The organism is Chryseobacterium cupriresistens (assembly GCF_046614675.1).
In the GTDB taxonomy this organism is placed as follows: domain Bacteria; phylum Bacteroidota; class Bacteroidia; order Flavobacteriales; family Weeksellaceae; genus Chryseobacterium; species Chryseobacterium cupriresistens.
The window spans coordinates 70,184-95,784 of record NZ_JBKKJT010000005.1 but is presented as its reverse complement, the minus strand read 5'-3'; the positions used below and the strand labels follow the sequence as shown (position 1 = coordinate 95,784).

Sequence of the window (25,601 nt, the reverse complement as noted above, 5' to 3'; positions counted from 1 at the left end):
GGTAATCTACATACTAAAAACATACTAATACTGATTATCAAACCATTGAAAAAATGTTAAAAATAAAAAAAGTTACCAATGAGCCATCCTGTCCTGTTGACTATGCCTTTAAACGGATTGGAGGAAAGTACAAAGGCCGTATTTTATGGTATCTCCATCTGAAGACAGTTATGCGGTATGGCGAACTTCGTAAAACCCTTTCTGATATTACCCCTAAAATGCTTACCCAGACTGTCCGGGAGCTGGAAGATGACGGGCTTATCCATAGAGAAGTGTATCACGAAGTTCCTCCTAAGGTAGAATATTCTCTAACGAAAACCGGTGCCGAGCTCATTCCTTTTATTGATTACCTGAGGCTATGGGGTGAACAGCAGATTGAAAAAGAGAGAATAAAAAGGTAAACAGTTTCCTTCAAAACCATGAATGTTCATCATGGTTTTAATTTTATTGCTGAAGGAATACCATTGGATATTTTTAATTAAAAAAACAAACCTCGTAATTCCTATTCAACTGAATATCAAAAAGTCGTAAATTTAGTAAGGGATAAAAACAGTGTTTTCACCCTTTTTTATAGTTGTGCCGTTCGCTAATTTTGTTCCATAAAATTAAAACCATAAAAATGAAAACTTCCTTTTTTACTAAGATTTTAAGTCCCTTATGTGCAGCTCTTATTCTGGCATTTTGTCTGCTTAGCTGCACCGAACCTCCTAAAGAACCTGTAAGCAACAGTTATAAAAAGAAACTGATCAGCTACCGTGAAGGGCGAGTTCTTTTTGATGAATACACCAGAACCAATCATGAAATTCTCATGAAGTACAGAAACGGTGAACCTGATTCGAGATGGTACTGGTTTTCGCTTGAAGATATGGAAGGCTATATTAAATATGTAAAAGAAAATGCCAGAAAACAAAAATTAAAAAATCCAGGAATCAGGATCTACATGGGAAAATACCCGATGAATCATCCTAAAAACAGAATGGCAAAACCGGAATATGCAGGCTATCAAACTATATTTTTAGTGCCTACTGCCCAAAAAAGAGAAAGAGAGAAGGCCATGGCCAGATCAGCCACCACCGAAGAAAACACAGACGTTACTTCTATAGAATCTATGAACATGACCAATCTGGCCCCGCCACCAAAAACGTTATCGGAAACAATGCCTTAAAAAACACAGCATTATGAACTGGAATATTGAAACAGGGAAACAGATATCGATGGCCATATCCATTGTAGTGATGATTCTAATGGTCATAAAATACAGAAAAACCGGAAAGGAGAATTTATTTTTTATCATAGGATATCTGTTGTTTTCCGTGATTGATATTTCCTGTTATTTCTATTTCAAGCTGACCAATCTGCCTACGGACATCTTCTATGTAATTGGTTTTTTAATGATTGTATTTTTTCTGTACTTACTGTATTATTACCAATTATTATATGTTCCGCTGCTCAAAAAGATACAGATCATCATCCTGGTTCTTTTTGTCCTCAATATTGTTGTGATGTTTTATACAGAAGATGATCTGCTTCATCATTTTTCTTTTAATATGCTCTATGCAGATATCCTCCTGTTGCTGTTTTCAATCATTTTGTTCCTGTACCAAACCTTTAATTCTGATAAAGTATTGGAAATCAAAAATTATTTACCATTCTGGATATCAGTTGCTTTGCTAATATTCTTTATTGGAAGCATCCCGATATTCTTTTTTAGAACTACTGTATCAGAGACTATTTATTTTTTTATTTTATTTATGCTGAATCTGATCAGTAATGGCATACTCATATTGGGTTTAATCTGGAACAAACAGGAAAGAACAAGATAAATGCTTTGCAGATATGGAAGAGAATAATCTGGTTATCATCTTTACGATTACTTTATTCATCGTTGTTTTGACAATGGTCTTCATTTATGCGGTTTTTATCCGGAAAAAAACAACCCTGCTGATTGAGCAGAAGGAAAAAGATCTTCGGTTTGAAAAGGAACTGGCAACTTCACAGGTAGAAATGAAAGAACAAACGCTCAATTATATAGGGCAGGAACTGCATGATGATGTGGGACAGAAATTATCTGTGGTCCGCTTACGCCAAAACCAGCTGATTACCAAACTCCGGAATTCAGAAAAAGAAGACCTCATCGAGCTCAATGAATTATTGGGAGAATGTATACAGGATATAAGAAATCTTTCTAAGACATTAATCACTGAACAGATCATTCATTTCGGACTGGCAGAATCCATTGAAAGAGAAGTTAAGAGGATTAAAAAACTGAAATTATTAAAAATAGAATTCATCACACAAAAGCAGGATATTGATATTTCGCCTAAACACGGACTGATCCTTTTCAGAATTATTCAGGAAAGTATCAATAATATTTTGAAACATTCCAAAGCCAAAAATGTTTCCATACACATGGAGGATGACTGTGAAAAACTACATATCAGTATCTCGGACAACGGAAGAGGCTTTGATATCGATAGTAATCAGGACGGCTCAGGATTAAAAAACATGGAACTGAGAGCCAAACTGATTCACGCTGAACTGTCTATACATTCAGAACTGAATAAAGGAACACAAACTTTGATAACCTATCATAAAAATTTATTATGAAAACAATTCCCATAGCGATCGTTGATGATCATACCTTAATCTCCAAAGCACTGGAGAATATGATCACAGAAAACACTCAATATCGGGTCATTATGAATCATCCCAACGGAGAAGAATTTATTGCGGGCGTGGAAAAAGCTTCTGAATTACCTGCCGTAGTCCTGATGGATGTTAATATGCCTTATAAAAATGGTATAGAAACTACAGAATGGCTTACAGAGCATTATCCCGATATTAAAGTCATTGCCCTTACCATGGATGATGATGAAAGAATATTAATTAAAATGTTAAAGGCCGGCGCTAAAGGCTATCTGCTGAAAGACATGCAGCCTTCTATCCTTTTCCAGGCTATTGAAACGGTATTTGAGAAAGGCAGCTTTTATACTGATTTTGTAGCCCAAAAGTTATTGAAAGTAAAAACAGAGGAAGCGAAAAATGCCTCCCTGCTTTCTGAGCTGAGAGACCGGGAGAAAGAATTTATCAAATGGGCCTGCAGCGAACTTACTTATAAGGAGATTGCTGACAAAATGTGCCTCAGTCCTAAAACCATTGATGGCTACAGAGATTCGGTTTTTGTGAAACTGGATATAAAAAACAGAGCGGGTCTGGTACTTTTTGCTTTGAAGCATGATTTGTGCTGACTTAATTTTTAATCCTATTTATTTCCTGAAAAAATAAACATTTTTACATTCTATTGACGAATCCGGCAGCTTTTCAACCTGCCGGATTTTTATTTCACAACTCATTCATTTGCAAACGAAAAGGTGTTTTTCCTTTTTCAAAATACGGTTTTCTCCTCTGTTTTTGCTCTTCTGAAAGATGGAATTTTGTCATAGAAAAAAACACAAAAAGGCAGCCCCCGAAAAGCCGGAACAGAGTAGGGAATATTTTTAAAACTAATACAATGAAAAAAGCACTTATCGTAGGAATTAATGATTATGCACCCATCGGATACGGAGGTCCGGATCTTAACGGCTGTGTAAACGATGCGAGAGATATGGCAAACACATTGGTGATCTGTGGTTTTAGTCCGGCAAAGATTAAAATCCTGACCAATCAGAATGCTACAAGAGCGAATATATTGAACTATCTGAAATCCATGATCAGCACGAGTGTAAAAGGAGATTCTCTTGTTTTTTATTATTCAGGACACGGAACCAGAGTGGCCAATATCGGATCGGATCTTGAACTGGATGGTTTGGACGAGGCTATTTGTCCGCATGATTACGCCAATAACGGTGTCATTCGGGATGATGATTTTAAAACTGTTCTCAGCAAGCTAAAAGCCGGAGTAAATATGGAAGTTATCTTCGACTGCTGTTATTCGGGAACAGGAACCAGAAAAATGGATCTGGGACTGGAAGCTGATCTTCTCAACGAAACAGCCCGCTATATCCCTCCAATGCTTGAGGATGAATTTTATCTCACTTACGCCAGTGAAATGGAGACTTCTAAAAGTTCAAAAAAATCAACCGTTCTCACTAAAGCGCTTGTGCCTGTTACCGGAATGAATCATACGTTATGGGCTGCAGCAAAAGACAATCAGGTGTCCATGGAAGGAAATATCAGCGGACAGATACGAGGCTATTTTACGCATCATTTCTGTAAAATATTACGTGCTACCAACGGTAATATTGTAAGAAAAACTCTTGATAAACAGGTTGCCATTGCCTTAGCGGCTATGGGAGCAGCCCAGATCAACCAGACAGAAAGCATCACTGGAGAATTTTCACAAAAAATATTCACTTAACTAATAACCATTACCGGCGGAATCCGAAAAGCCATCAAAAGAGTAGGAATATACCAGATTAAAATAATAATCATGTCAAAAACCGAAAACAACAACCCAATGACCGCTGAAGAAGTTCTAAGACTTAGAACTGTTAAAGCAAAATCAACTGAAAAACCAGAAGCAGTTGAAAAACTATTTAAGCAGGCTCCCGCTATGGAAACCATTAACGGAAGAACTTTTCCTAAAGGAATGAAAACAATAGGAATGCCTATGGACGAAAAAACAGCAGAAAACCGGGCACTGGAAACCGACCATTTCTATCCTACCCATGCTGATTTTGAGTACAATCCAAAGCTTGAACCGAAAAGAGACCGTAAACCTAAATTTATCGACAGGGATTCTTTCCTGACTCCTGAAAATGCAAGAACCATTTTTGGAGTCGATCAGAGAAAAGTATACAATTCTACAGCCTATCCGTGGAGATGTGTCGGCAGAGTAGAAAGTTCTCTGGGGTCTGGAAGCGGTGTGATGATCGGGCCTAGACACCTTCTTACCTGCTCTCACATTGTAGACTGGCAGCCTAATAATACAACAGGATGGCTGAAATTCACACCCATGTATTACAACGGAAGCGCTCCTTACGGAACTGCCTGGGGTACCTTAACGTATTACAAGTATAAAGTTGCAGGACCTTCTATTGATTCTACAGAGATACAATATGATTATGTGGTAATTGTATTGGACAGACCTATCGGAAACAGCACAGGCTGGTTAGGTTCAAAATCCTATTCAGATTCATGGGACGGTGGTGCCTACTGGACCCACGCAGGATATCCGGGAGACCTTACCGGAACGCAAAGACCTACCTACCAGACAGGTATCGCACTGGATGGAGATTTCTGGAGTGCTGATGACAACGAAAGCATGAGCCATAAAGCAGATATATGGCCTGGACAAAGCGGAGGTCCTTTCTGGGGATATTGGGATGGCTCTCCGTATGCTGTAGCAACCCAAAGCGCACATAATCCAAGCAATAATTTTGCAAGTGGCGGCTCAGATTTAGTCAATCTGGTCATCAGAGCGAGAAATGAACATCCTTAATTTATTTTTTTAGTTTAAATTAATATCCCGCTTTGAAAGCGGGATATTTTTTAAGAATCTTTTCTATATTCTTTTATTTAACACTCAAAAACCATTTTCTAAAAAGCGTAAAATTTAAATGCATCTGTTATTTAATAATAATCGTATTGTAATAATCTAAAACAATATCTTGTTCGAATGCATCTGTTGTACTATCTCTCCATCCTCGATCTCTACCTTCTTTTTTATGTATTTTATATTCTTCTGTTTTTTTAAATATCTGAAATAACCTTGCTTTATAATCCAAAATTTGTTCTAAATTAAAATGCTGGCTCATTACAATATTCCCTTTATTGATTTCAAAAAGGGCATTCTTCTCGTAGTTTACATTCATTTCATTCAATGTTCCCTTACCCGAAGTAAAAAGAACCAACCCCGAATACCAATCTATTTTCCTATCCGTTTTGGTTGGAAATATCTCATTAGTGATATTTGTATATAATCCATTATCTTCCTTTTTAAGAATCCAAAACTCCTTAACATAGATTTCATTGTTTTCTATTTCATAAACAGTATGATAGCCTTTAGGAGAGGCCAAAGTTTCAAACAAACCCTTTAGTTTTTTAGCTGGGTACAATTCAAAATAGCTTTTCATCAGATCTTTTTTCGCAAAATATCCCGTATTATTAATACTTATATTATCAAGGTATCTTCCATTTTCATAATAGTCATAGAGGTTAGTTTGGGCATAACCTTTACAAAAAAACAGCATAATAATGAAAATCAAACTTGTTTTTAGCATGTAATAAATTTTAAAGTTGAAACTCTACTAATAAAAAAATCTTGAATTTTATTTCCATTTTTAGTTTGGTTATGACTTTTACAGATTTATAGGATCGAAAAACCCATCTTGATCTTCTTCCAACTGTAATAATTTATTTTTATCCTTTTTATAAAGCATAATATTTTCTTCCACAGAAATAGCAGTCATCATTTTATACACATTTAGTGTATCTTTCTCAATAATAATAGGACCATTTCCTGCTAAAAAATTAGAAAAATCTTCTTTAATATTCTTTACCTGCCAATAAAACACCCACCCGAAAGGACGTTCTTCTGTAAGATGATCATATATGACAATATCTGGATCTCCTTCTTCATTCCAGATTATTAAATTATTCTGATAATCTACAAATCTTTGCATTTTTGCTCTTGCTTGCTCTTTTGTGTACATAATAGTTTTTTTAATTAATTTGTTGGTAAAAATTGATAATAATCATAGACTAATTTTGCTCTCTTACCAATTTGTCCATCAAGAAATTTAATCACTCCGTTTTCATTAATTACATTAAAGTAATGTCCCATATTTGTTCCTTCTTTATATCCAAAAATAATTCCTCTTTTACCTGGTTTTAAATCTCTTATTAAGTCATTTAAATTAGTTGTCCAATTTGAAAACTTAGTTCCGAATTCTTTTTCTAAAATTATAGGCTTTGTACCTTCATATAAAGAAACATAATTTTCCCAATTCCCATTTCTAAATCGTTTCTGAATTGTATAGGGTAATGCAGATGCCGGCTTTCCTGCTAATATAGCATCTGTTGCAATAGCACAGTTTGCACAATTAAATTTTCCTTCCTGCAAATTAACTTTCCAAATAGAAAATAATTTTTTACTTATTCCACCTCCTTCTATTTCATCTAAAGATTTTTTCTCTACATTTTTCTTCTTGTCTATTTCCTCCTGAATCCTCTTCTGCTTATCCTTCGCCATCTTCTGTTTTGGAGACAGACCATGATCTGCTACCTCTTCACCAAAACCAAAGACCTCATTTAAAATCTTTTCTAATTTAGAAAAAATTTCTTTTGATCCCTTTTTAAATTCCCGGAGAATCATTCGAATAAATTCTATTATCTTGGTCAGTCCATTCTCTGCTGTTGTAATTGCCTTGGTGATCTTTTCCAGTGGATTCAGTACAAAACTTTCTACGGATTTGGCCAGCTTGGCTACGGCCGCCGTTCCACCTGTAAGAAGTGTTTCCACAATAATATCGATGATAATCCCAATGATATATCCGTAATAATAAGCCCCTTTTTCCAGTGTGATCTGAGGAATCATTTCTTCCACCCAATTTACCAGACGGACAATGGTTTTTATCTGGAAGGTAATGCACTGCTTAAAGAATTCCACATAATCAAAAGTCAGAATGCCTTCCAGCAAATCTTCCATCAGTTCCAGGAACATTTCCCCATATTCCTCTTTTCTGTCATTTACTTTATCCATGGCAGCGACTGCTTTGAAGATAAAGCCGATGATGGAAAAGATTCCGGCAATAATATCAACCAGGCTGTTATAAATTCCACAAAGAAAAGCATTGGCAATCTGATAGTTTTTGTAGACAATATGCTGCATTCCGGTAAGTGGGTCTGCAATAAACTTCTCCAGCTTGTCGATCTGGTTAAAAAAGAAAGTCAGGGATTTATTGATTCTTTTATAGATAAAAGCAGGGAAGAAAGTTTCAGCGTTGTTCAGCAGACTATTAAAATCTTCTTTTGCTTCATTGATGCTTTCAAAAAATGATTTTACAATTTTGGCATTGATTTTTTTCTGGCCTGCAAGATTTTCATAAGGATTCTGGGATGCTTTATGTTCATAGAAATCTTTTATCTCTTTATAAAAGACCTCCGGAATAAAAGTGGGATTGTATTCTCCTTCTTTCGGATTGGGATTCCATCCGTTTTCTGAAATTCTTAGTTTGACAATATTTTCGGCAATACCTTTTGTAAAAAAAGTTGAAGCTGCTTCCAAAGCTTCCTGCTTAAAAAAACTGAATATTTCCCCGATGCTTTTGTCTTTCAAACCCAGAAACCAGCTTATAAAATCTACTTTATTTCTGTAAAGACCTTTTTCAATAAGGTTTTTGAGGGATTTTGGTGTAACGGTTACTTCATGTTTCCTTGTAAAACCGAGAATGTCTGCAAAAGGCATATCCTTTTTATTTGTAAGCCCTGCTCCCGCTACAGCACGCATTACCGTATTATGATTGTAACGGTCATCAATTTCTAAAAATAGAATCAGTTCATTGCTATTGGGTAAAGCTTCCAAATAACGCTGTAAAAGAAAAGCTCCGTTTTTACTGGCAAAAAGAACAACATCAACTCCGGCTATGGTCTGGCTAAACCTGCTTTTATAGACAACAACTTCATCGATATTTCCTCCAAATACAGGATCATCCGAATAGATCTGAAATCCATTACCGTCCACAACCGGCTTTCCTCCATAGTAAGTATTTGCAATCTGCAGTGAGGTTTTTTGTTTTAATTCCGGAGGAGATTCCTGAACCGGAAAAATAGTCTTAATAAAATCAGGATTCTCATTTCCGGGAGAGAAATCCGTGATGTTCCTCAATAAAGGATTATTTAAAATTTCTAAACTCATTTTGTGATTTTTTAAGGTGAATAAAGGCAGGGTTTTAAGACCCTGCCAGTAATTAAAAAAGTTTAAGAAAGCTTGTCCAGCTGATCCTTGTGGTCTTTCACAAATTCATCAAGATAAGAGGCTAAAAGTTCAGTAAAGCCAGTCTTATTATTTTTCAACAACCAAAGCATATACTTATAGCTCTGAATTTTTACCTTATCCGTACGCACCTCCTCCGTAGGCTCAGCCAGAGGAAGCTCTACAGGATTATTACTACTATCACGAAGGTAGCTCCACGTATCTTTATAGATTACCCATTCCGGAGAAGGAAGTGAAATATTAATATCTGCTCCTGTTTCCTTGTCTTTCAGTATCTGCTTATATCTGAAACTGATGAACTGTTGTTCAGATTTAGCATCAATATCCAATACACGAATACTTCTTTGAAATTGTGTAAGCTTCGGATGTTCCTGAAGCGGGAGTTCCGCCAGGCTTAATGAAATACTCTCTACATTATTAAGGATTTCTTTAATGTTTTCCGGTATAATTAAATGTTCGTTCATAATTTTTGTTTTTAAAATTTGTATAAATTGATAATATTTAACGATGTTGTTGCATTTCCTCCCATATTGTTGACGGCCATATTCAGGCTGTATTCAACGTCAGGAACAGAAATAATGGCCAGTGATGTAACTCCCCTTGCTGTCATAGAAACAGTCATTGAGGTTCCGTTTTTAACAATAATAACATTGATGGTCTCGTTGGTTCCGGTAGTCCCTGCACTAACGGCTCCCACTACTGTATTATTAAGATAATGAACTCTGTATCCTATACTGTTTCCCAGTGTTCCTACTGTTTTCAAACGGGTAATTGTCTGATCCAATAATTCTACATTCGATGCATTATTCATTAGTCCCACATATTGTGTTTTTGAGGTCATATTAGCAGCATGCTGATAATTGACAGAAAATTCCAGATAAAAGTTTTCTCCGGCACTATTAAGCTTTGAGGATTTAAGTGCTGCTACGATAGTAGGATCATCCGTACTGTAAGCTTTTACAGCAGAGTTGCTTTGATAAATAGCTGATCCTCCGCTACCAAATGTGTCGGGATTGGATGCATCATTATAAATTTTTTTGGTCCATGTCAATGCTGATACATCTGCAATCTGTAGATTCTGCACTACTGAAACTGCAAGGGGTGTCACATAATAAGCGACTCCATTCCATAGTCTTATCTTATACTGTCCTATGGGTAAATCCTTAAAGTTGTAATAGAATGTCAGGTCTAATCCATTGGTATATAATTGTACCTGTGAATTAGGAACAGTCGCTAATTTCGTAGAGCCGCCTTCATCCATGATATCTATGGAGAAAGATGTGGGAGGGAGGTTAAGGTTGGCTCCTCTTAAGCTGATCCAGTAGTTTTTATTCTGCCTATCCACAACCGGAGGAGTGATAACAGCAACACTCATAGTATTAGTCGTCCAGCCTCCGTTCATTGCTGTTTTCCATGCTGATTTCTCTGCTTCGGAAAGAGTAGCAGGCAAGCTTAAGAACGGCTGCTTTCCATTTGTTTTACCTACACGTCCTGAAGAGTTCTGAGATAAGAAAGTACTAAAGGTAGCATCATTGGAAACATCATTCAAGCCTGTGATCGAATAATAAAGTCCTGAAGTATCTAACGTCCAGTTGGCTCCTAATTTCAGTCCTGCTCCCACAACAGATGTAAGTGATGAATTGGCTATATTTTTTCCCAGATCACCTGCCGGAAGTTTGGCAACACTTCCGTTATCATTCATTCCTATGATTTTAGGATAATCCTGCGCATTTCCATCTGTTAGAGGAATTTCTAATTTTTTAGCTAATTTCTCTTGTGTCTTGATATTATATTGAGCCTGACTTGCCATCCCTTCTGCTAAAAGATCCGCATTTGAAATACTGACATGACTATCAGCTAATTCCAGGGGAATGGTTCCATCAACAACGGCATGCGTTTTTAAATCTCCGTTTTCATCAACAGCATAATCTGTGTAAGTGGGAGAACCTAATGCAGCTACCTGATAGATCGCATTCGCTTCTCTTTCTCCAATGGGAGGCAATTCATTGACACGTATAATTTTTCCTATAATTGGCATTTTTTTTTAATTTTTAAGGTTAATAATTATGTTATTTCCAGTCTCCCAAAATCACTTTCTGTCCTTCCAGCGATTCTACTCCAAGAAGGTTATTGTTAGGGGCGAAATTGAATCTATCCTCAGTAATTACTTCGGAAGGCACTTCAAAATCATCTGGATTCTCGGTAGTAAATGGTAATGCATGAGCGACTTTCAGTCCGATACTTTCTGCCTGAAGAATATTTAAGGTAGTAGGAAGTCTGGTAATCCATGCTTTTCCATGTTTTTTGCCTTTTGGCTGCTTCAATTCATCTACAATTGATAGATAAAGATCATCACCGATGACAGGAACTTCACCTCCATTCCAGATTTTTCCTGTTGCCAGATAAAATTGTACAGCACCTTCAAAGCCCGGACGCACCGTCACTACCACTCTGGCCATACCACTTTGTAAAAATGCTTTGAAAACAGGATCAGTATTCTCTGCTTTATACATTTCTACCCAGTTCTCTTTATTACCCCAATAGTAAGGATACAAGTGGTAGGATAAATTTTCCCATTCAAATGCCTGTTCCATAAATTTTACAAAAGCAGAGTATTTGTCTAGATTCTTAGAAAGTTTCGTTTCATAATCTGTAAATGAACTTCCTTGTGTTAAACCTGATAAGCCATAGCCATGAATTGAGTTTGAAGCTCTGTCTGCCATATAGGAAATACAGTTTTTTCTGAGAACAGTATTTTCAATCTGTCTGTAAAAATTCGGATTTGAATCCTTAATTGCAGAAGCTTTATTATTCTCTTCAGATATAGCATTATTATATTCTGCCAAAGCCACTTCATATCCATTGATGATCGCATTAAAAGCTTCCTGTTGCCATTCTCTTTTTGCTTCCTGCGTTAGCTGACATGTTGCAATCAATGAACCTGAAATCCCTTTCATATCCCAAGAAATAAAAGAAACAGTAATTTTATCTTTTATAGAATTTAAAGCCATATCTACTGCAGTTCCGGATTCCTTACCACAAACATATACTGTATGTTTAGGATTCATTCCCTGTCCATCATTCATCGCTCCTGCACCTGCTCTTAAAGAGCCTTTTATATAAATAGCTTCATAATTTTCGGGAATTTTAAAGTCATTATTATGGTACACACCGGTCCATCTTCCTACTCCATATTCATTATCAACTCCAATATTTTTATCAGAAAATGCATTTGAAATATAAATAACAGGATCTAATCTTTTATCTGCAGTAATATTATATTTTCCTACCCAATATTTAAAGATGGTATCATCATCCAATGCCCCAGGGTCTTTCATTGTCATAGTTTGTGACGTTCTAGGATCTTCTGGCTTCACCAATGATTGGGTGTTTTTATTGGAAGATATTCCTAACAAATGGAGCTTTGCGGGTTCGGGTATCATAAATTCGAACATCATACGTTTCCCATAATCATAGATCTGGTTTTTCATCAGCTTATCCACCCATCTGTAAACACCTACGACATGTTTATCTCCTTTCTTGTTATCAAAGCCATGAGAATTGTTTTCTTCAAACTCTTCAATAATTTTCTCAATTCTTTCTTCGTGAACTTTTGAAACAATTCTGTCCATAGCTCTTGATGTAATATCCTGAGCCTGGGTAACTGCTTGTCTGGTACTTTCATCTCTCGAACTGTGGCTGGCGTTTCCCAATCCTAAACTCGTATTGATATTTGCATTTCCTGTTTTGTAGCTCGCATTTACCCCAAACTGAGTATTGCTGTCTGATGCTTCCTGCATCATTTTTGCAATTTCATTCTGCATTTCAAAACGGGTAGCTGTAGTAGTATCAGTAAGCTGCTCTCTTTCAGTATCGGAAGATGTTGTCGTAGTATTTTCACTTCTTCTTAACCTTCTGGTAGATTTCTCACGATATTCTCTAGCCATAATATTCTCAATATGGGCAACTTCTCCTTCAACATAGGCATGAGTTGTCTGCTCCACTTTCAAATAATCTGCAATACCGATTTGTTTGAATCCGAATCCTGATGGAATAAAATTATTTTCATCTTCAGTATCTACAGGTTCTTCTTCATCAACTTCAAGTAAAAAACGATCTGATAAACAAGTTCTTGCCTGTAGTTTACTGACATAAATATTAGCTGTTTTTCCATTAGTAAACATGATTTTTACACTTAAAGAGGCATCCTGTATGGTATTAAAATCTAATCCCGGCATACAAAGATCATTTAGAAAAATGATGTTTCCTGATCTTGATTTCACAAAATAATTACTGTTGAAAGCCGCAGAGCCATTATTAGGGGCTAAAGTATAAGAGAGTGCATTTACGTCCCATGATGAATCCGGAACTGTAAGTGCCGCATCAAATGTAAATCCTGTATAAACATACTTCGGACAGATCTGATAACTGAAAGGAACAGCAATGGTTCTTGCAACTGGAATCAAAACACCTCCTATACTGGTATATGCTTCATTATCTACATTGGTATTTTCAACAATGGTACTGGCGGCTTTTTCAACGGCTTGTTTTAATAGAGAATCAATCTCCAAAAAAGTACTTCTTCCTTCCAAAAGTATTGCAAGATCCGAGGAACTAAGTGCTGCAGACTTCTCTTGATTTGGTTCAGACTGAAAATTATGTCCTAAGATATCAAGCAACGCATCTAAGTTTTCAGGTTTTAATGCTCTTAATAAAGAATCCGGTTCTATTTCGGCTCTGAACTGAAAATTGAACTTTGGTAATACAGGTTCAGGAATACCCGGAATTTGTTGGCAGGGATCTAAAGGATCATATTTTACCTCAGGATTTCTTACCTGACAATAGTTTTGTTTATGGGCAGCCAGTTCTCTTTTATATCCTTCAAGAATTGAAGTAATTTCGCTTTGATGAATTTCTTCTTTTGCTGCATAATCTTTTTGATACTCTGCTTTATATAATCTTTCAATCGTAGAAAGGTTTTTCTTTAAAGCTTCATATCTTTCAAGTTTAATCTTTGTAGCAGAAATAAGTTGCTGACTTTTCATTTCTTCTGTTGGAGAAGTCTCTTTAGGTCCTTCAGAAGCCATTCTTGAAACAGTTTGTAATGTAGAAATACTCTCGTCTTCCATCATCAGTTCTTTGGGCAAAATAACTCTTGCAGCAAGTGCTGTTTTCATTTCTTCTTCATTGGATACAGAAAGAATATGATGAGCCAATAGCTGCTGCATAACAACTTCCTTAACATAAAAATCTTTCTGAGTTACTACCTGATAAATTAAATTATTCCATAAACCAATTAATGGCGGTGCTATTGAAGCTGCCTGTGGATCTGTTAATACTGCTCTTTTAGCAATAACCTCCTCATAGGTACATGTATTTTTATTTTTAGCCAACCAGGTTCCGAATGTATAATAAGCCTTATAAGTCCTTTTAAAACCTTCTAAACTATTCTGGCTGCTTGATTCTATTGAAATACGTTCTGGATTATTTACATAATTGGCTGCACAGGTCTGCAGCAGCTTTTGCTTAGCTTCGGTTCCATTAACAACCGGAACATAAAAAGCATTATTATTTTTAAGATCCTGAGGAATAACAATGAATCTCTTATCTTGCTTGGTATCATCGGAAAGTTCCGGGCTTCTGAGACTTACAAATCTGAAAAGTGTTTGTGATGGTGTATTTTCTACAGGTGCGCCTGTAGTATTATTTTCCATATCGTTCATTTTGTGTAATTTTGTGTAGGTTAAAATAGGTTGAGATCTGAAGCTCTTTTTAGTAGATTGTCTTCAGGTTTTAGCCTTATTTTTTTAGGTGGTTTCCGGCAAAAGATATCCACCTGGAATTTTTAAGTCTAGTTTCATATTGTGTTTTTTTCTTGAAGCAAAGATCACCCCCAGAAGCGACAGAACTTGACGTATAAAAAAAAATTTATTTTTCTACTCTAAACCTTTGGAACAAAAACTATTGGTATTCTCAATATTTTAATACATTTGTTTAAAACATACTTCAGATGAATTTCGAGCAGATCAACTTACACCTTGAGGCTTACAAAGAACACAACCAGATTCTGGATGCAGCAAAATATCTGATCCATTCTTTTAATCTGGAACATGAAAACTTTGCGGGATTCGGGTTCAGGGAAGAGCTTTCTCCCACCTCGATGCTTCTGACAGCAGAAGGAGATCTGGGAGGACCCCAAACCGTAATGATCCCACGAAATTTATTTGATTTTGACCTGAACCTTGTCCTGAATATGGTTGCCCACGAAATGCTTCATGTAAGACAGAAAGCTCCCGGACAGATGATTGAAGACAAAAACGAAAGAGAATTTCAGGCGTATTATGAAATGCTTTTTCACAAAGTCTTTCCACAGATCCCTGAAGTTTCGGATTTTCATAAAAAATTCTTTGGAGGAAAAGCATTGGAATACTACAAAAGAATGGGTGAAGGCTCAGTATTGCAGCAAAAGTATGCAGAACAGAAAACAGAAGTAGAACATCTAATTAACGAATTACCATGACAGTAAAACCAGACATCACCTGGGCAGATTTTGAAAAAATAGACATCAGATGCGGAACTATAATCTCAGTAAATGATTTTGAAAAAGCAAGAAATCCATCGTACCAGCTCGAAATAGATTTTGGAGACCTAGGAATCAGAAAATCATCTGCACAAATTACTTCTCTCTACGAAAAAGAAGAGCTTATTGGAAAACAGATTTTAGCCGTAGTGAATTTTCCTAAAAAGCAGATTGCTAATTTCTTCAGTGAATGTCTGGTGTTAGGGCTTTATGGTGAAGACAAAAAAGATGTCACTCTTTTAACGCCATCATTACCCACAAAAAACGGAATGCAGGTAGGATAACCTGCCAATAAAACATAAAAAAACCTTAGGAAGACTTTCACTAAGGTTTTTTTATTTGATATTATTATTTATTGATGGAGGGTTTTTACCCCAAGATTGGTAACCTGTCCAAAGCTTACTGATACATTGGGTGTATTTTCATCCATATATCCAGTGCTGTTTCCGGCATCGTAAGAAACGGTATAACTTCCTTGCGGAAGTCCTGAAAACATGAAAAATCCATCAGTGTTAGGGATTGCCGTAGAAATCGTATCTGAAGCCATAATGGCGTGAACAACTGCCTGCGCCGCCTGAGGCTGCACATATCCTTTAATCTGCCCGTTGGTAAGTTCAGAGAACGCCCGTATCACCGGTTTTAAAATATATGCTCCATTCCCTGTCGTTACAATAGATCTTCCGGCATCAAAATCAATCCACACGGTATATGCTCCGTTTGCTGATAATGTCTGATTCCAGTTGAATTTCAGTCCGCTCTGTTGAGCCGATGGGGTTTGCAGCGGATAAGTTACTCCGTTTACAACCACACTATTATTAGGACCCAGTACCATTCTCATCTGCGAAACATTTCCCTCAGGGAGCGTAGCCTGTCCTAAAACTAAATCAGTTCCATTTTTAAAATTAAGAAGATTATAAACTCCCGGATTTGGAAAGTTTAATGCTGTCCATTCTCCATTGCTGTTAATTTCAATTTTTTGAATATCAATATTAACGGCATTATATGCAGCAGGGCCGTCTGTAAGCCTTACATTCACTGTAGCAGAACCTTTTTCATCGGAATCATTACATGATGCCAAGTATAATAAGCAGATACTGCTTCCTATAATGAATAAATTCTTCATAAGCTTAAAATTTATGTATAATAAAAAACGTTTTGGATAATTGATTTATTATGTCATATATTTCGGTTATAAAAAACAAAAAATGATCCAAAATATTCCTTTAGAAAGAATTTTATTTCTTGATATTGAAACGGTTCCACAATCCGCCTCCTGGAACGAGTTATCAGAAACAGAGCAATATCTGTGGGATAAAAAAACAAAATTTCAGAGAAAAGAAGATGTTACGGCTGAACAATTTTATGACAGAGCCGGTATTATGGCCGAGTTTGGAAAAATCATCTGTATTACCATTGGAATGGTTGAAAAGAATGAAACATTAAAAATAAAGAGTTTTTCCGGGCATGATGAAAAGAAAATGCTTCAGGAATTTGGAGAAATCTTCAACAGCCCACGGCTTTATAATGTGATTCTCTGTGCCCACAACGGAAAAGAATTTGATTTTCCCTGGATTGCCAGACGCTATCTCATCAATGGGATGCAGCCACCGGCACCGTTTCAGATGTTTGGGAAAAAGCCCTGGGAAATTCCGCATATAGATACTATGGAACTCTGGAAGTTCGGGGATTATAAAAGTTTTGTCTCCCTGGAATTACTGGCGCATGTTTTTGGTATTCCTACTCCGAAAGATGATATTGACGGCTCAATGGTTTCATCAATTTACTACATAGAAAAAGACTTGCAGAGAATTGTTGACTATTGTGAAAAAGATGTCTTAACTTTGGCAAATATTTTCCGGCGCATGCGTCAGGAAGATTTGTTGAAAAGGAATATCAATCTAGATTAAAAAATGAAATTTACAGACGATCAAATTGCTGACATTGGTGAGGAAATCATTGGTGTATTAAAAACCGTATATGACCCTGAAATTCCGGTAGATATCTACGAATTAGGGCTGATTTACGATGTCCAGATCTCCGATGATGCTGACGTAAAAATTATAATGACACTTACTACTCCCAACTGTCCTGTAGCAGAAACACTTCCTCAGGAAGTAAAAGATAAAGTAGCTGAAGTAGAGCATGTAAAAAGTGTAGATTTAGAGCTTACTTTCGAACCGAGCTGGAATAAGGATATGATGAGCGAAGAGGCGAAGTTTGAGCTGGGAATGCTTTAGAAATTACCTTTAACAATATAAAACCCCGAAGAAGTATTTTCGGGGTTTTTATTTTTAAATATCTTTTGCTATTTCCTTTCCTTCTCTCCTGCTCCATTCACTCCATGAACCTACATACAGATCCGGAACCGGAAATCCTGCATAATCCAGGGCTAAAATTGTATGGCAGGCTGTAACTCCAGACCCACAATGAATAATAAGGTGTTCAGGTTTATCTTTTAAGAATTGGCTGTATTTTTCTTTTAAGATTTCCGGGCTCAGAAAATTTCCGCTTTCATCAAGGTTTTCAGAAAAAGGAATATTGATCGCCCCCGGAATATGCCCCGCGACCAGATCAATCGGCTCAGATTCTCCTTTATACCGGTAGGCATCTCTTACATCAATAACTGTAGAAGAATCGTTTTCCAATTCATTTTCAACTACTTCCAGACTTGAAACCGGAAAACTCCAATGATCTTTTTTAATTAAAGAAGCTTTCTCAAAGATCTCTTCTCCTGAAGCAAATTCCAAACCTGCTTTTTCCGCTGCCTGCATTCCGCCATCAAGGACCTGAACATTTTTAAAGCCAAAAGATCTCAGCATCCACCAGGCACGTGCTGCTGCATTGGAAGCATTTTTGTCATCATAGACAACAAGATGAGAATTTGAAGCAATTCCAAGGTTTGAAAGGGTTTCAGCAAACTTGTCTACCGAAGGAAGCGGATGTCTTCCACCAAAAGCTGCATTCTCTCCTATTTCAGCCAGATCTTTATCCAGATCAATAAACCTTGCTCCTTTAATGTGCTTGTCAAGGTAGTTTTGTTTTACCTCTTTTCCGGTTCTTGCATCAAGAATAATAAGATTTTCACCAGGGATATTTTTGAGTTCGAATGATGAGATGATTGGAGACATGTTTGTTGATTTTGAGTTAATTTAATTACGTTTTGGTTAAAGCCATGTATATTTCAATATAGTAAAGCGGGCTAAAGCCCGCTCCTATTGATAGTTTTCTCGCAGATTCTGCTGATTAAGCAGATCTACTTTTCTATCTGTGGGATCTGCAGAATTTGCGAGAAATTCATTCTTCTTAAAAATGAAAAATATCCTTCGCCTTGTTGTAAGAGCTCTCAAAGTTCAGAAGGTTCAGCTTATGTTCAGCTTTTTCCACACTCATAAAATTGATCACCTGTTCTGTAGGCATATTTCCTACAAGATCATCCTTAGCCATAGGACATCCTCCGATTCCTTTGATCGCACTGTCAAATCTTCGGCAGCCTTGATCGTAAGCCGCTTTTAATTTCGAATAGGAATCTTCATAGCGGTTATGAAAATGACCTCCGAAGTTGATATCCGGATATTTTGAAGGTATTTTTTCAAACAAAAGGGCAATGGTTTCAGGAGTAGCCACTCCGGTAGTATCTGATAATAAGATATCTTTTACTCCGATATCTGAGAATTTTTGTGCCCACTGGTCAACATCTTCCCATTTCCACATTTCACCGTACGGATTTCCAAAAGCCATAGAGAAATAGATATTAAGCTGTTTCCCTTCACTTTTTACCAGTTCAAGCATTTTAATGATTTCATTAAAAGCTTCCTCCTGGCTTTTATTGGTATTTCTGTGCTGGAACGTTTCAGAAATAGAGAACGGAAAGCCCAGAATATCTACAGACTCATGTTTCAATGCTTTTTCGGCACCTCTGTAATTACCTATAATGGCAGAAACTTTAGTCTTTGAGCGTGATTTGTCAATATTTTTTGCCACCTCATCAGAGTCAGCCATCTGCGGAATTGCTTTTGGGGAAACAAAACTCAGACAATCCAATACATCAAAACCAACATCCATTAAGGAGTTGATATAATCTATTTTTTTATCGGTAGGGATAAATTCTCCCCATCCCTGCATAGCATCTCTAGGACATTCGGTAAGAAACATTTTTACTTTTTGATTTTCTCAAATATAATAAAACTAAACTACTTGGTATACTGTACATACAAAGCTAACACTATTTTGATTTTCAAAGATTTATATCTGATTCATAATTTCAATAACTGATATTAAATCGCAAATAATGTATTCTCAGCACCAAATTTGCTAACTTTGTTAAAATTTATGATATCTGATGAGTACAATAGAATTCAACCCTTTGTGGAAAGAAAAATTACTGAACCGTTTTCTTAGCTATGTAAAAATATATTCTACCAGTGATGCAGAAAGTGAAACAACACCTTCTACTGAACGTCAGTGGGATATTGCCAACTATATTACAGAAGAACTTAAGACCATCGGCCTGGAAGATGTTTCTATAGACAGCAACGGCTATATCATGGGATATGTTCCTTCTAATCTGGAAAATGATGACAGACCTACCATAGGGTTTATTTCCCATTATGATACTTCACCGGACTTCAGCGGAGAAAATGTAAGGCCCCAGGTATGGGAAAACTATGATGGAAATGATCTTCTTTTGAACCAGGCAACAGGATTCACACTATCTCCTTCAAGATTTGAAAGCTTGAAAAAATATGTTGGTCAGACATTAATTACTACTGACGGAAATACGCTTCTTGGTGCTGATGATAAAGCCGGCTGTGCAGAGATTGTAACAGCAGCTGAATATCTTATCGCGCATCCGGAAATCAAACATGGAAGAATTGCTGTAGGATTTACTCCGGATGAGGAGATTGGAAGAGGAGCGCATAAATTCGATGTTGCCAAATTTGGCGCAGAATGGGCTTATACAATGGATGGAGGAGAAGTCGGAGAACTTGAATATGAGAACTTTAATGCTGCTGGAGCGGTGGTAAAAATCCATGGATTAAGTGTTCACCCGGGTTATGCTTACGGAAAAATGATCAACGCAGCTCTTTTAGCCGCTGAATTTGCTCAAATGCTTCCTGCTGACGAAACTCCAGCCACTACGAAAGGTTTTGACGGATTCTACCATTTAATGGATATTACTGCTGATATTTCTGAAGCCAAACTACAATATATCATTCGTGATCATGATGCAGATAAATTTGAAGCCAGAAAGAAATTTATGGAGGAAAAAGTATCTGAATTCAATCAGAAACATGGTGAAGGAACTGCTGAAGTGGAAATCAAAGAGCAGTACAGAAACATGAAGCAGCAGTTTGAAGGCAAAATGCACATTGTAGACCTTGCAGCAAAGGCAATGACCGAAGCTGGTATTGAGCCTAAGATCAAAGCGATCAGAGGAGGTACAGACGGTGCACAGCTTTCTTATATGGGACTTCCATGCCCGAATATCTTCGCGGGAGGAATCAACTTCCACGGACCATACGAGTATGTAGCTTTGGAAAGCATGGAAAAAGCAACTGAAGTCATTATTAACATTGTAAAAGCTTAATAAATCATGAAAAAGGTCTTAGCATCAGCATTCATTTTCACTTTTATTTTCAGCACTGCCCAGATTTCTGAATTTCAGAGGGCAGACTCACGCTATGAAAGAAAGAAAACGGCTCTGTATAATAAATATCCTAAGCCTAATGATTTAAGAACCAAGAAAGAATGGCTTTTGACAGAGGATAAAATAACAGCTTACAAGACCGCTTTGGATAAAGCTTCTCTTGAAGATCAAAAAATGATCTCGGCAGACCCTCCTGTAAAAACAAAAGTGAGCAAGGACGCAGAATATGATAAAGGTAAGGCAGCTTTTCAAAAGCTTTTATATGAGGCTGTAGATCTTGACTTTTTGAACTTTTCTTCGGAAACCTACAAAGCAACGATAAGTTTTGTTGTAGATTCCAAAGGGAACGCCCTCAATCCCAATGTAAAAGGAAATAATGAAGATGTAAACGCATTCATCGAAGCCGCTTTTTACCGGATTAAAGATAAAGGCAAATGGAAACCGGCAGAAGACAAAGGGAAACCAGTCTCCTCAAATGTTTCTGTTCCTTTAACAATGTCCTTTAAAAAATAATATACAGAACCCGCTATGATGATAGCGGGTTTTTATTTTTCATATAATAAAAACATAATTAAAGATCATTATGTTGTTGATATTAATTTAACACAATTCTTTTGTAAGTTTTAAATAATTCACCTAATTTTGATTAAAACTTAAAATCACTTTATATGAAAATGAAATCCAACCCTTTCAAAATCAACAGAAATTTTTGTTTTTCTTTCCTTGTATCTATTTTCTGTTTGTTTATTTTAACGTCTTGTTCTCAGGATGATCCTGCCGATCTGCCTGCTGAAAAACCTGCAGAGTCTGCCCAAATGAAAACGTTGGGAAATCTGACTTTACAGAAGAATGTTATTATTCTGAATGATGAATCAGTGAACGCAATTTCTGCTCATAATAACGGAGAAATCATATTTAGCCGTAAAACTCCTCAAACAGATAGCATTTCCGTAGGAACTGTTATTGTTGGGACAAAGATAGAAGGTGATCAGGTGAATACCATTCTTTCAAAAGTAAATTCTGTTTCAAAACTGAATAACCAATTCACCGTACAGACTTCCAGTGCAAAGCTTGAAGAATTTATCTACAGCGGAACTCTGAGCGGCGTGTATGATCCATCTGGCAAAGCTCCTGTCAATATTGATGGAAAAATGGTTAATTACGTTCCAGTAGAAGGAATGGTTTCAGAACAAATCAATCAGAGAATACTTTCTATTGAAGCTAAAAACCTTCAAAACCAGAAATTAATTGCATTCAACCGTTATAATTTTAATAAAACCTTTTCGTTTCCCTTGACTTCAGCAGGAACATCCAGTGTTAACCTACAAGGAGGTTTTACTCCCAAAATTGATTATAATATCACCTTCTCATGGGGACATTTATCCAACTTCTATGTTAACCTCATCATGGATGATATTAAACTTAAAAGCTCTGTAAGTATCACAGGAAGTCTGGGCTACACAGCAAGTACAACAGACTACCTGAATATTCCTATTGTTCCTATCGTTTTAGGACCTACAGGATTGATCTTAAGCCCTACTCTTTCTGCAGGTCCTTTCCTGGGAGTACAGGCTACAGGAAAAGTCCAGGCACAGCTTTTGGATCTTGAAGGAAATGCTAACTTTTTAGTAAGCAAAAATCCAGAGATTAACATTAATCTCCAAAAGAAATCAGAACCAGCCATCACTGTTGCAGAGGGGAATTTATCTGCCGAAGGAGGTTTAGAAGCAAAAGGAGCTGTAGGACTAATGTTCCTTACCATTCCTATTGCTAATTCAGGTGTAAAAGGAAGAGCTTCTGCCCTTTCATCTTTGGGATTAACACTTGTTCCTCAAAGAAAAGGTGTGATTTCTGTAAAAGGTAAAATTCAGGCTGATATGTTCTATGGTTTTGGAATTGCTCCTTTACGATATGAAGGAACTATTCCTCTTTTCAAAAAAGAACGTATGCTGTATCAGAAGGAGTTCAGTTTTTAAGATATCTTTACTAATCAACATAAGAAAGCCTCTTTTACAGTGGCTTTTCTTTATTAATGTTCCACATGAAATTCATTTACAACACATTAAGTCAATTTTATTATATTTACAATCAACTACAATTGTAAACAATAACATTAAAACCAATTATCATGAAAACAATGAAAAAACTTTTGAGAAAAGATTTATCTGCCATTCTGGGCAGCGGAGGAAATGAGTGCCATATGGGCGGAGATTCCTATAACTGTCAGAGTGACTGTGAGTGTGCATGGGGAAAAGCCTGTGAAATGTATGAAGACGGAACACCGGGGCAATGCATCGCTGTTGGCGGTGGTGGAAATCCTGGTGGTGGAGGCACTGGCGGATGCATTCCTCCTTCTATTTGTGAAGAACAGCCTTATTAAATAAAAAAACCGGAAGTAGTATTACTTCCGGTTTTATATTATTATCATTTATATTCAAAATGATACCTCTTCTATGGAATTTTGTCATTTATCTATGCAAAAATCTCAAAAAACACTCTTTATGGTCAAAAAAATGCGCTAGTACTTCTTTTATTTTTAAATCTAACAGTCTTAAAATCAAAATATTTTTAACAAAAAAAATCCTGTATAAGTGAATTTATATCAAATTTGAAATTACTTCAATTTTCTTTCGATTATAATCTTTTACATTATTATTTTTATTAAAAATCACAAAAATGAAAGTATTAAAATCTATTTTCTCATTAATTACATTCTTTTTCGCGGCCAATCTTGTATCGGCTTCAGGATCAGGCATTACCTGTAACGGAGAAACTTACAAAATTCCTCTTGCAGGAAATGCCTTTATAACCCGCCCGGTAAGTAATGGGACGGAGAAGATTACCGATTACGGACTGACAAACTGGACAAGTTCCCAAGCGGTAGTAAGCACCTATTTTAAAGTAAGCAGCAGCGGAACGTTAAACATTAAAGTAATCGCAAAAGTATTTTTTGATAAAAGCAGCACAATTAAGGTTACTGTCAATGGAGTTTCACACAAAATCTTTATGAAGGGAACCTCTTTTAATACTTATTCTGCAGGAAGCTTTTATGTACCCGCAGGATATGTAAAAGTAGATCTGCAGGGTGTCAGCAAAAACGGACTCTATTTCGGGCGCATATCTGATCTGCTGATTGACGGACCTACAGCATCAGGAAATACTGTTTTCTCTAACAATCCGGATTACTATTATTGGGCAAGAAGAGGCCCTTCATGCCACTTGGGCTATGTTATTCCTACTTCTGAGAATGTTTCTTACTACTACAATGAAGTAACGGTGCCTGTTGGCCAGGATAAGGTGGGATCTTATTTTATGGTGAACGGTTTTGGAGAAGGATATTTTGGAATGCAGGTAAATACTGCCCAGGAAAGACGTATCTTATTTTCAGTATGGAGTCCCTTTGCAACAGACAACCCTGATTCAATTCCTGATGATAAAAAGATAAAATTAAACTGTAAAGGGGAGAATGTTACCATTGGAGAATTCGGTAATGAAGGCTCTGGAGGGCAAAGCTACCTGAAATTTCCATGGAAAGCCGGCCTTACCTATAAATTTCTGCTGAAAGCAAATCCGGATGGAGCAGGCAGTACAGATTATACAGCCTGGTTTTTTGAACCGACAGCCGGTAACTGGAAACTGATTGCAAGCTGGAAAAGACCTTATACCAATACTTACTTAAAAGGATTTTACAGTTTTGTAGAAAATTTTGAGCCTGAAAATGGTTATCTGGGCAGAAGGGCTGAATTCGGAAACCAGTGGATAAGAACCGCACAGGGACAATGGATGCCGGTTTCAAAAGCGAATTTTACTGTGGATGCTACTTACTCCGCCAATCAGAGAGTGGATGCTTCCGGAGGAACTGTGAATAATAAATTTTTCTTAAGAAACGGAGGATTTACCAATGAATATACTCCGGTAAATACGTTGCTGAGCGTTACTGCACCTGCTCAGGCTCCAAATATTAATCTATCATCTTTGCCGTACTGCAATAATACCGGCACCATACAACAGCGTTCTGCAGCGGCTCCTGAAAACACAGATCCTATCAGATTGTTCCCGAATCCTGCTCATAGCTTCATTCAGGTAAACGGACTGGAAGGTAAGCAGGCTTCGTACAGCATCATGAATGTGCAGGGTAAAATAATTAATACCGGACATACAAACGGAGAGGAAATATCAATCTCAACATTGCTGGATGGTATCTATATGCTCAATATATATGATGGTGCTACCATCAGAAAAAGTTTAAAGTTTATTAAAAATTAAATGGAAAGCGGGCTTAGTCTTTCCAATCAGAAACAAACACAGATATCACGTATTTAACCACGTAAACACCTTGTAAGAAAGGCTGCGTTATTAAATAATAAAAACCGGGAGTATGACAACTTCCGGTTTTATTTTTCACCTAAAAACAGATCTTTGTCAAAGCATCTCTGCCA

Annotated in this window: 25 protein-coding genes; 16 read left to right on the top strand and 9 right to left on the bottom strand. The window is 36.7% G+C overall.

From position 1 onward, the window contains the following. Positions 1 to 53 precede the first annotated feature (53 nt). The 7 genes from ACLI50_RS14940 (at position 54) to ACLI50_RS14910 (ending at position 5,440) form a co-directional block, all read left to right on the top strand. Positions 54 to 401, top strand: a complete 348-nt coding sequence (locus tag ACLI50_RS14940) for a winged helix-turn-helix transcriptional regulator (RefSeq protein ID WP_343640896.1) — start codon at positions 54 to 56, stop codon at positions 399 to 401. A gap of 218 nt (positions 402 to 619) precedes the next feature. Then, the gene (locus tag ACLI50_RS14935) at positions 620 to 1,165 is read left to right on the top strand and encodes a hypothetical protein (RefSeq protein ID WP_137904498.1); all 546 of its coding nucleotides are present in this window, start codon (positions 620 to 622) and stop codon (positions 1,163 to 1,165) included. Positions 1,166 to 1,178: 13 nt separating this feature from the next. Beyond that, entirely contained in the window at positions 1,179 to 1,823 is a 645-nt protein-coding gene (locus tag ACLI50_RS14930; protein ID WP_411414129.1) for a hypothetical protein, read from the top strand. A gap of 13 nt (positions 1,824 to 1,836) precedes the next feature. Next, positions 1,837 to 2,607 (top strand): sensor histidine kinase, encoded by a 771-nt coding sequence (locus ACLI50_RS14925; protein ID WP_411414128.1) that lies wholly within the window; start codon positions 1,837 to 1,839, stop codon positions 2,605 to 2,607. Beyond that, positions 2,604 to 3,248, top strand: coding sequence for a response regulator transcription factor (locus ACLI50_RS14920; RefSeq protein ID WP_062672986.1), 645 nt, complete (start codon positions 2,604 to 2,606; stop codon positions 3,246 to 3,248). The genes ACLI50_RS14925 and ACLI50_RS14920 overlap by 4 nt, the downstream gene beginning before the upstream one ends. Positions 3,249 to 3,511: 263 nt before the next feature. Next, complete coding sequence (locus ACLI50_RS14915; RefSeq protein WP_411414127.1) at positions 3,512 to 4,357, top strand: caspase family protein; 846 nt, start codon at positions 3,512 to 3,514, stop codon at positions 4,355 to 4,357. Between the two features lie 72 nt (positions 4,358 to 4,429). Next, complete coding sequence (locus ACLI50_RS14910) at positions 4,430 to 5,440, top strand: trypsin-like serine peptidase (protein WP_411414126.1); 1,011 nt, start codon at positions 4,430 to 4,432, stop codon at positions 5,438 to 5,440. Positions 5,441 to 5,567: 127 nt separating this feature from the next. On the opposite strand, the gene ACLI50_RS14905 is transcribed toward ACLI50_RS14910, so the two are convergent. From ACLI50_RS14905 to ACLI50_RS14880, 6 genes are all read right to left on the bottom strand, one after another. Continuing rightward, positions 5,568 to 6,221, bottom strand: coding sequence for a hypothetical protein (locus ACLI50_RS14905; protein ID WP_202842007.1), 654 nt, complete (start codon positions 6,219 to 6,221; stop codon positions 5,568 to 5,570). A gap of 78 nt (positions 6,222 to 6,299) precedes the next feature. After that, a complete protein-coding gene (locus ACLI50_RS14900; RefSeq protein ID WP_202842009.1) occupies positions 6,300 to 6,653 on the bottom strand; it encodes a hypothetical protein in 354 nt (117 codons plus the stop codon). A gap of 14 nt (positions 6,654 to 6,667) precedes the next feature. Continuing rightward, positions 6,668 to 8,857 (bottom strand): toxin glutamine deamidase domain-containing protein, encoded by a 2,190-nt coding sequence (locus tag ACLI50_RS14895; RefSeq protein ID WP_411414125.1) that lies wholly within the window; start codon positions 8,855 to 8,857, stop codon positions 6,668 to 6,670. 62 nt (positions 8,858 to 8,919) lie between these two features. Next, positions 8,920 to 9,399 carry a hypothetical protein gene (locus ACLI50_RS14890; protein WP_411414124.1) on the bottom strand — a complete coding sequence of 160 codons (480 nt, stop codon included), beginning with the start codon at positions 9,397 to 9,399 and terminating at the stop codon, positions 8,920 to 8,922. Between the two features lie 11 nt (positions 9,400 to 9,410). Further along, a complete protein-coding gene (locus ACLI50_RS14885) occupies positions 9,411 to 10,973 on the bottom strand; it encodes a hypothetical protein (protein ID WP_411414123.1) in 1,563 nt (520 codons plus the stop codon). Positions 10,974 to 11,004: 31 nt separating this feature from the next. Beyond that, a complete protein-coding gene (locus tag ACLI50_RS14880) occupies positions 11,005 to 14,658 on the bottom strand; it encodes a hypothetical protein (protein ID WP_411414122.1) in 3,654 nt (1,217 codons plus the stop codon). Between the two features lie 287 nt (positions 14,659 to 14,945). On the opposite strand from ACLI50_RS14880, the gene ACLI50_RS14875 reads away from it, so the two are divergent. Further along, positions 14,946 to 15,455 carry a hypothetical protein gene (locus tag ACLI50_RS14875; RefSeq protein ID WP_411414121.1) on the top strand — a complete coding sequence of 170 codons (510 nt, stop codon included), beginning with the start codon at positions 14,946 to 14,948 and terminating at the stop codon, positions 15,453 to 15,455. Beyond that, positions 15,452 to 15,799, top strand: a complete 348-nt coding sequence (locus ACLI50_RS14870) for a tRNA-binding protein (protein WP_076595106.1) — start codon at positions 15,452 to 15,454, stop codon at positions 15,797 to 15,799. Before ACLI50_RS14875 ends, ACLI50_RS14870 begins: the two co-directional genes overlap by 4 nt. A 68-nt stretch (positions 15,800 to 15,867) precedes the next feature. Here ACLI50_RS14870 and ACLI50_RS14865 read toward each other — a convergent pair whose 3' ends face one another. After that, the gene (locus ACLI50_RS14865; RefSeq protein ID WP_411414120.1) at positions 15,868 to 16,638 is read right to left on the bottom strand and encodes a DUF4382 domain-containing protein; all 771 of its coding nucleotides are present in this window, start codon (positions 16,636 to 16,638) and stop codon (positions 15,868 to 15,870) included. Positions 16,639 to 16,720: 82 nt separating this feature from the next. Here ACLI50_RS14865 and ACLI50_RS14860 point away from each other — a divergent pair, with 82 nt between their 5' ends. Then, positions 16,721 to 17,422 carry a 3'-5' exonuclease gene (locus ACLI50_RS14860; protein ID WP_110009046.1) on the top strand — a complete coding sequence of 234 codons (702 nt, stop codon included), beginning with the start codon at positions 16,721 to 16,723 and terminating at the stop codon, positions 17,420 to 17,422. 3 nt (positions 17,423 to 17,425) lie between these two features. Then, a complete protein-coding gene (locus ACLI50_RS14855) occupies positions 17,426 to 17,752 on the top strand; it encodes an SUF system Fe-S cluster assembly protein (protein WP_047376050.1) in 327 nt (108 codons plus the stop codon). Positions 17,753 to 17,806: 54 nt separating this feature from the next. Here ACLI50_RS14855 and ACLI50_RS14850 read toward each other — a convergent pair whose 3' ends face one another. Both ACLI50_RS14850 and ACLI50_RS14845 read right to left on the bottom strand, forming a co-directional pair. Further along, positions 17,807 to 18,643, bottom strand: coding sequence for a sulfurtransferase (locus tag ACLI50_RS14850; protein ID WP_411414119.1), 837 nt, complete (start codon positions 18,641 to 18,643; stop codon positions 17,807 to 17,809). A 175-nt stretch (positions 18,644 to 18,818) separates the two neighbouring features. Further along, positions 18,819 to 19,667, bottom strand: coding sequence for a hydroxymethylglutaryl-CoA lyase (locus tag ACLI50_RS14845; RefSeq protein WP_227941256.1), 849 nt, complete (start codon positions 19,665 to 19,667; stop codon positions 18,819 to 18,821). 187 nt (positions 19,668 to 19,854) lie between these two features. On the opposite strand from ACLI50_RS14845, the gene pepT reads away from it, so the two are divergent. The 5 genes from pepT to ACLI50_RS14820 all read left to right on the top strand — a co-directional run bounded on the left by pepT (position 19,855) and on the right by ACLI50_RS14820 (position 25,428). Next, entirely contained in the window at positions 19,855 to 21,102 is a 1,248-nt protein-coding gene (gene pepT / locus ACLI50_RS14840; protein WP_411414118.1) for a peptidase T, read from the top strand. Positions 21,103 to 21,108: 6 nt separating this feature from the next. Next, on the top strand, positions 21,109 to 21,675 hold the full coding sequence (locus ACLI50_RS14835; RefSeq protein ID WP_411414117.1) for an energy transducer TonB: 567 nt from the start codon (positions 21,109 to 21,111) through the stop codon (positions 21,673 to 21,675). A 155-nt stretch (positions 21,676 to 21,830) separates the two neighbouring features. Beyond that, complete coding sequence (locus tag ACLI50_RS14830) at positions 21,831 to 23,138, top strand: hypothetical protein (RefSeq protein WP_411414116.1); 1,308 nt, start codon at positions 21,831 to 21,833, stop codon at positions 23,136 to 23,138. A 152-nt stretch (positions 23,139 to 23,290) separates the two neighbouring features. After that, positions 23,291 to 23,542: a hypothetical protein gene (locus ACLI50_RS14825; RefSeq protein WP_041461961.1), complete on the top strand. Its 252-nt coding sequence runs from the start codon at positions 23,291 to 23,293 to the stop codon at positions 23,540 to 23,542. Positions 23,543 to 23,838: 296 nt separating this feature from the next. Further along, positions 23,839 to 25,428 carry a DUF3472 domain-containing protein gene (locus ACLI50_RS14820; RefSeq protein WP_411414115.1) on the top strand — a complete coding sequence of 530 codons (1,590 nt, stop codon included), beginning with the start codon at positions 23,839 to 23,841 and terminating at the stop codon, positions 25,426 to 25,428. Positions 25,429 to 25,601: the final 173 nt, after the last annotated feature.

Bases quoted from the DNA above. Each gene is read 5' to 3' on its own strand.
- ACLI50_RS14910 (WP_411414126.1), top strand. From the start codon at position 4,430: ATGTCAAAAACCGAAAACAACAACCCAATGACCGCTGAAGAAGTTCTA.
- ACLI50_RS14830 (WP_411414116.1), top strand. From the start codon at position 21,831: ATGAAAATGAAATCCAACCCTTTCAAAATCAACAGAAATTTTTGTTTT.
- ACLI50_RS14820 (WP_411414115.1), top strand. From the start codon at position 23,839: ATGAAAGTATTAAAATCTATTTTCTCATTAATTACATTCTTTTTCGCG.
- ACLI50_RS14890 (WP_411414124.1), bottom strand. From the start codon at position 9,399: ATGAACGAACATTTAATTATACCGGAAAACATTAAAGAAATCCTTAAT.
- ACLI50_RS14865 (WP_411414120.1), bottom strand. From the start codon at position 16,638: ATGAAGAATTTATTCATTATAGGAAGCAGTATCTGCTTATTATACTTG.
- ACLI50_RS14835 (WP_411414117.1), top strand. From the start codon at position 21,109: ATGAAAAAGGTCTTAGCATCAGCATTCATTTTCACTTTTATTTTCAGC.
- ACLI50_RS14895 (WP_411414125.1), bottom strand. From the start codon at position 8,857: ATGAGTTTAGAAATTTTAAATAATCCTTTATTGAGGAACATCACGGAT.
- ACLI50_RS14860 (WP_110009046.1), top strand. From the start codon at position 16,721: ATGATCCAAAATATTCCTTTAGAAAGAATTTTATTTCTTGATATTGAA.
- ACLI50_RS14905 (WP_202842007.1), bottom strand. From the start codon at position 6,221: ATGCTAAAAACAAGTTTGATTTTCATTATTATGCTGTTTTTTTGTAAA.
- ACLI50_RS14925 (WP_411414128.1), top strand. From the start codon at position 1,837: ATGGAAGAGAATAATCTGGTTATCATCTTTACGATTACTTTATTCATC.
- ACLI50_RS14855 (WP_047376050.1), top strand. From the start codon at position 17,426: ATGAAATTTACAGACGATCAAATTGCTGACATTGGTGAGGAAATCATT.
- ACLI50_RS14930 (WP_411414129.1), top strand. From the start codon at position 1,179: ATGAACTGGAATATTGAAACAGGGAAACAGATATCGATGGCCATATCC.
- ACLI50_RS14845 (WP_227941256.1), bottom strand. From the start codon at position 19,667: ATGTTTCTTACCGAATGTCCTAGAGATGCTATGCAGGGATGGGGAGAA.
- ACLI50_RS14870 (WP_076595106.1), top strand. From the start codon at position 15,452: ATGACAGTAAAACCAGACATCACCTGGGCAGATTTTGAAAAAATAGAC.
- ACLI50_RS14875 (WP_411414121.1), top strand. From the start codon at position 14,946: ATGAATTTCGAGCAGATCAACTTACACCTTGAGGCTTACAAAGAACAC.
- ACLI50_RS14885 (WP_411414123.1), bottom strand. From the start codon at position 10,973: ATGCCAATTATAGGAAAAATTATACGTGTCAATGAATTGCCTCCCATT.
- pepT (WP_411414118.1), top strand. From the start codon at position 19,855: ATGAGTACAATAGAATTCAACCCTTTGTGGAAAGAAAAATTACTGAAC.
- ACLI50_RS14900 (WP_202842009.1), bottom strand. From the start codon at position 6,653: ATGTACACAAAAGAGCAAGCAAGAGCAAAAATGCAAAGATTTGTAGAT.
- ACLI50_RS14920 (WP_062672986.1), top strand. From the start codon at position 2,604: ATGAAAACAATTCCCATAGCGATCGTTGATGATCATACCTTAATCTCC.
- ACLI50_RS14880 (WP_411414122.1), bottom strand. From the start codon at position 14,658: ATGAACGATATGGAAAATAATACTACAGGCGCACCTGTAGAAAATACA.
- ACLI50_RS14915 (WP_411414127.1), top strand. From the start codon at position 3,512: ATGAAAAAAGCACTTATCGTAGGAATTAATGATTATGCACCCATCGGA.
- ACLI50_RS14850 (WP_411414119.1), bottom strand. From the start codon at position 18,643: ATGTCTCCAATCATCTCATCATTCGAACTCAAAAATATCCCTGGTGAA.
- ACLI50_RS14935 (WP_137904498.1), top strand. From the start codon at position 620: ATGAAAACTTCCTTTTTTACTAAGATTTTAAGTCCCTTATGTGCAGCT.
- ACLI50_RS14825 (WP_041461961.1), top strand. From the start codon at position 23,291: ATGAAAACAATGAAAAAACTTTTGAGAAAAGATTTATCTGCCATTCTG.
- ACLI50_RS14940 (WP_343640896.1), top strand. From the start codon at position 54: ATGTTAAAAATAAAAAAAGTTACCAATGAGCCATCCTGTCCTGTTGAC.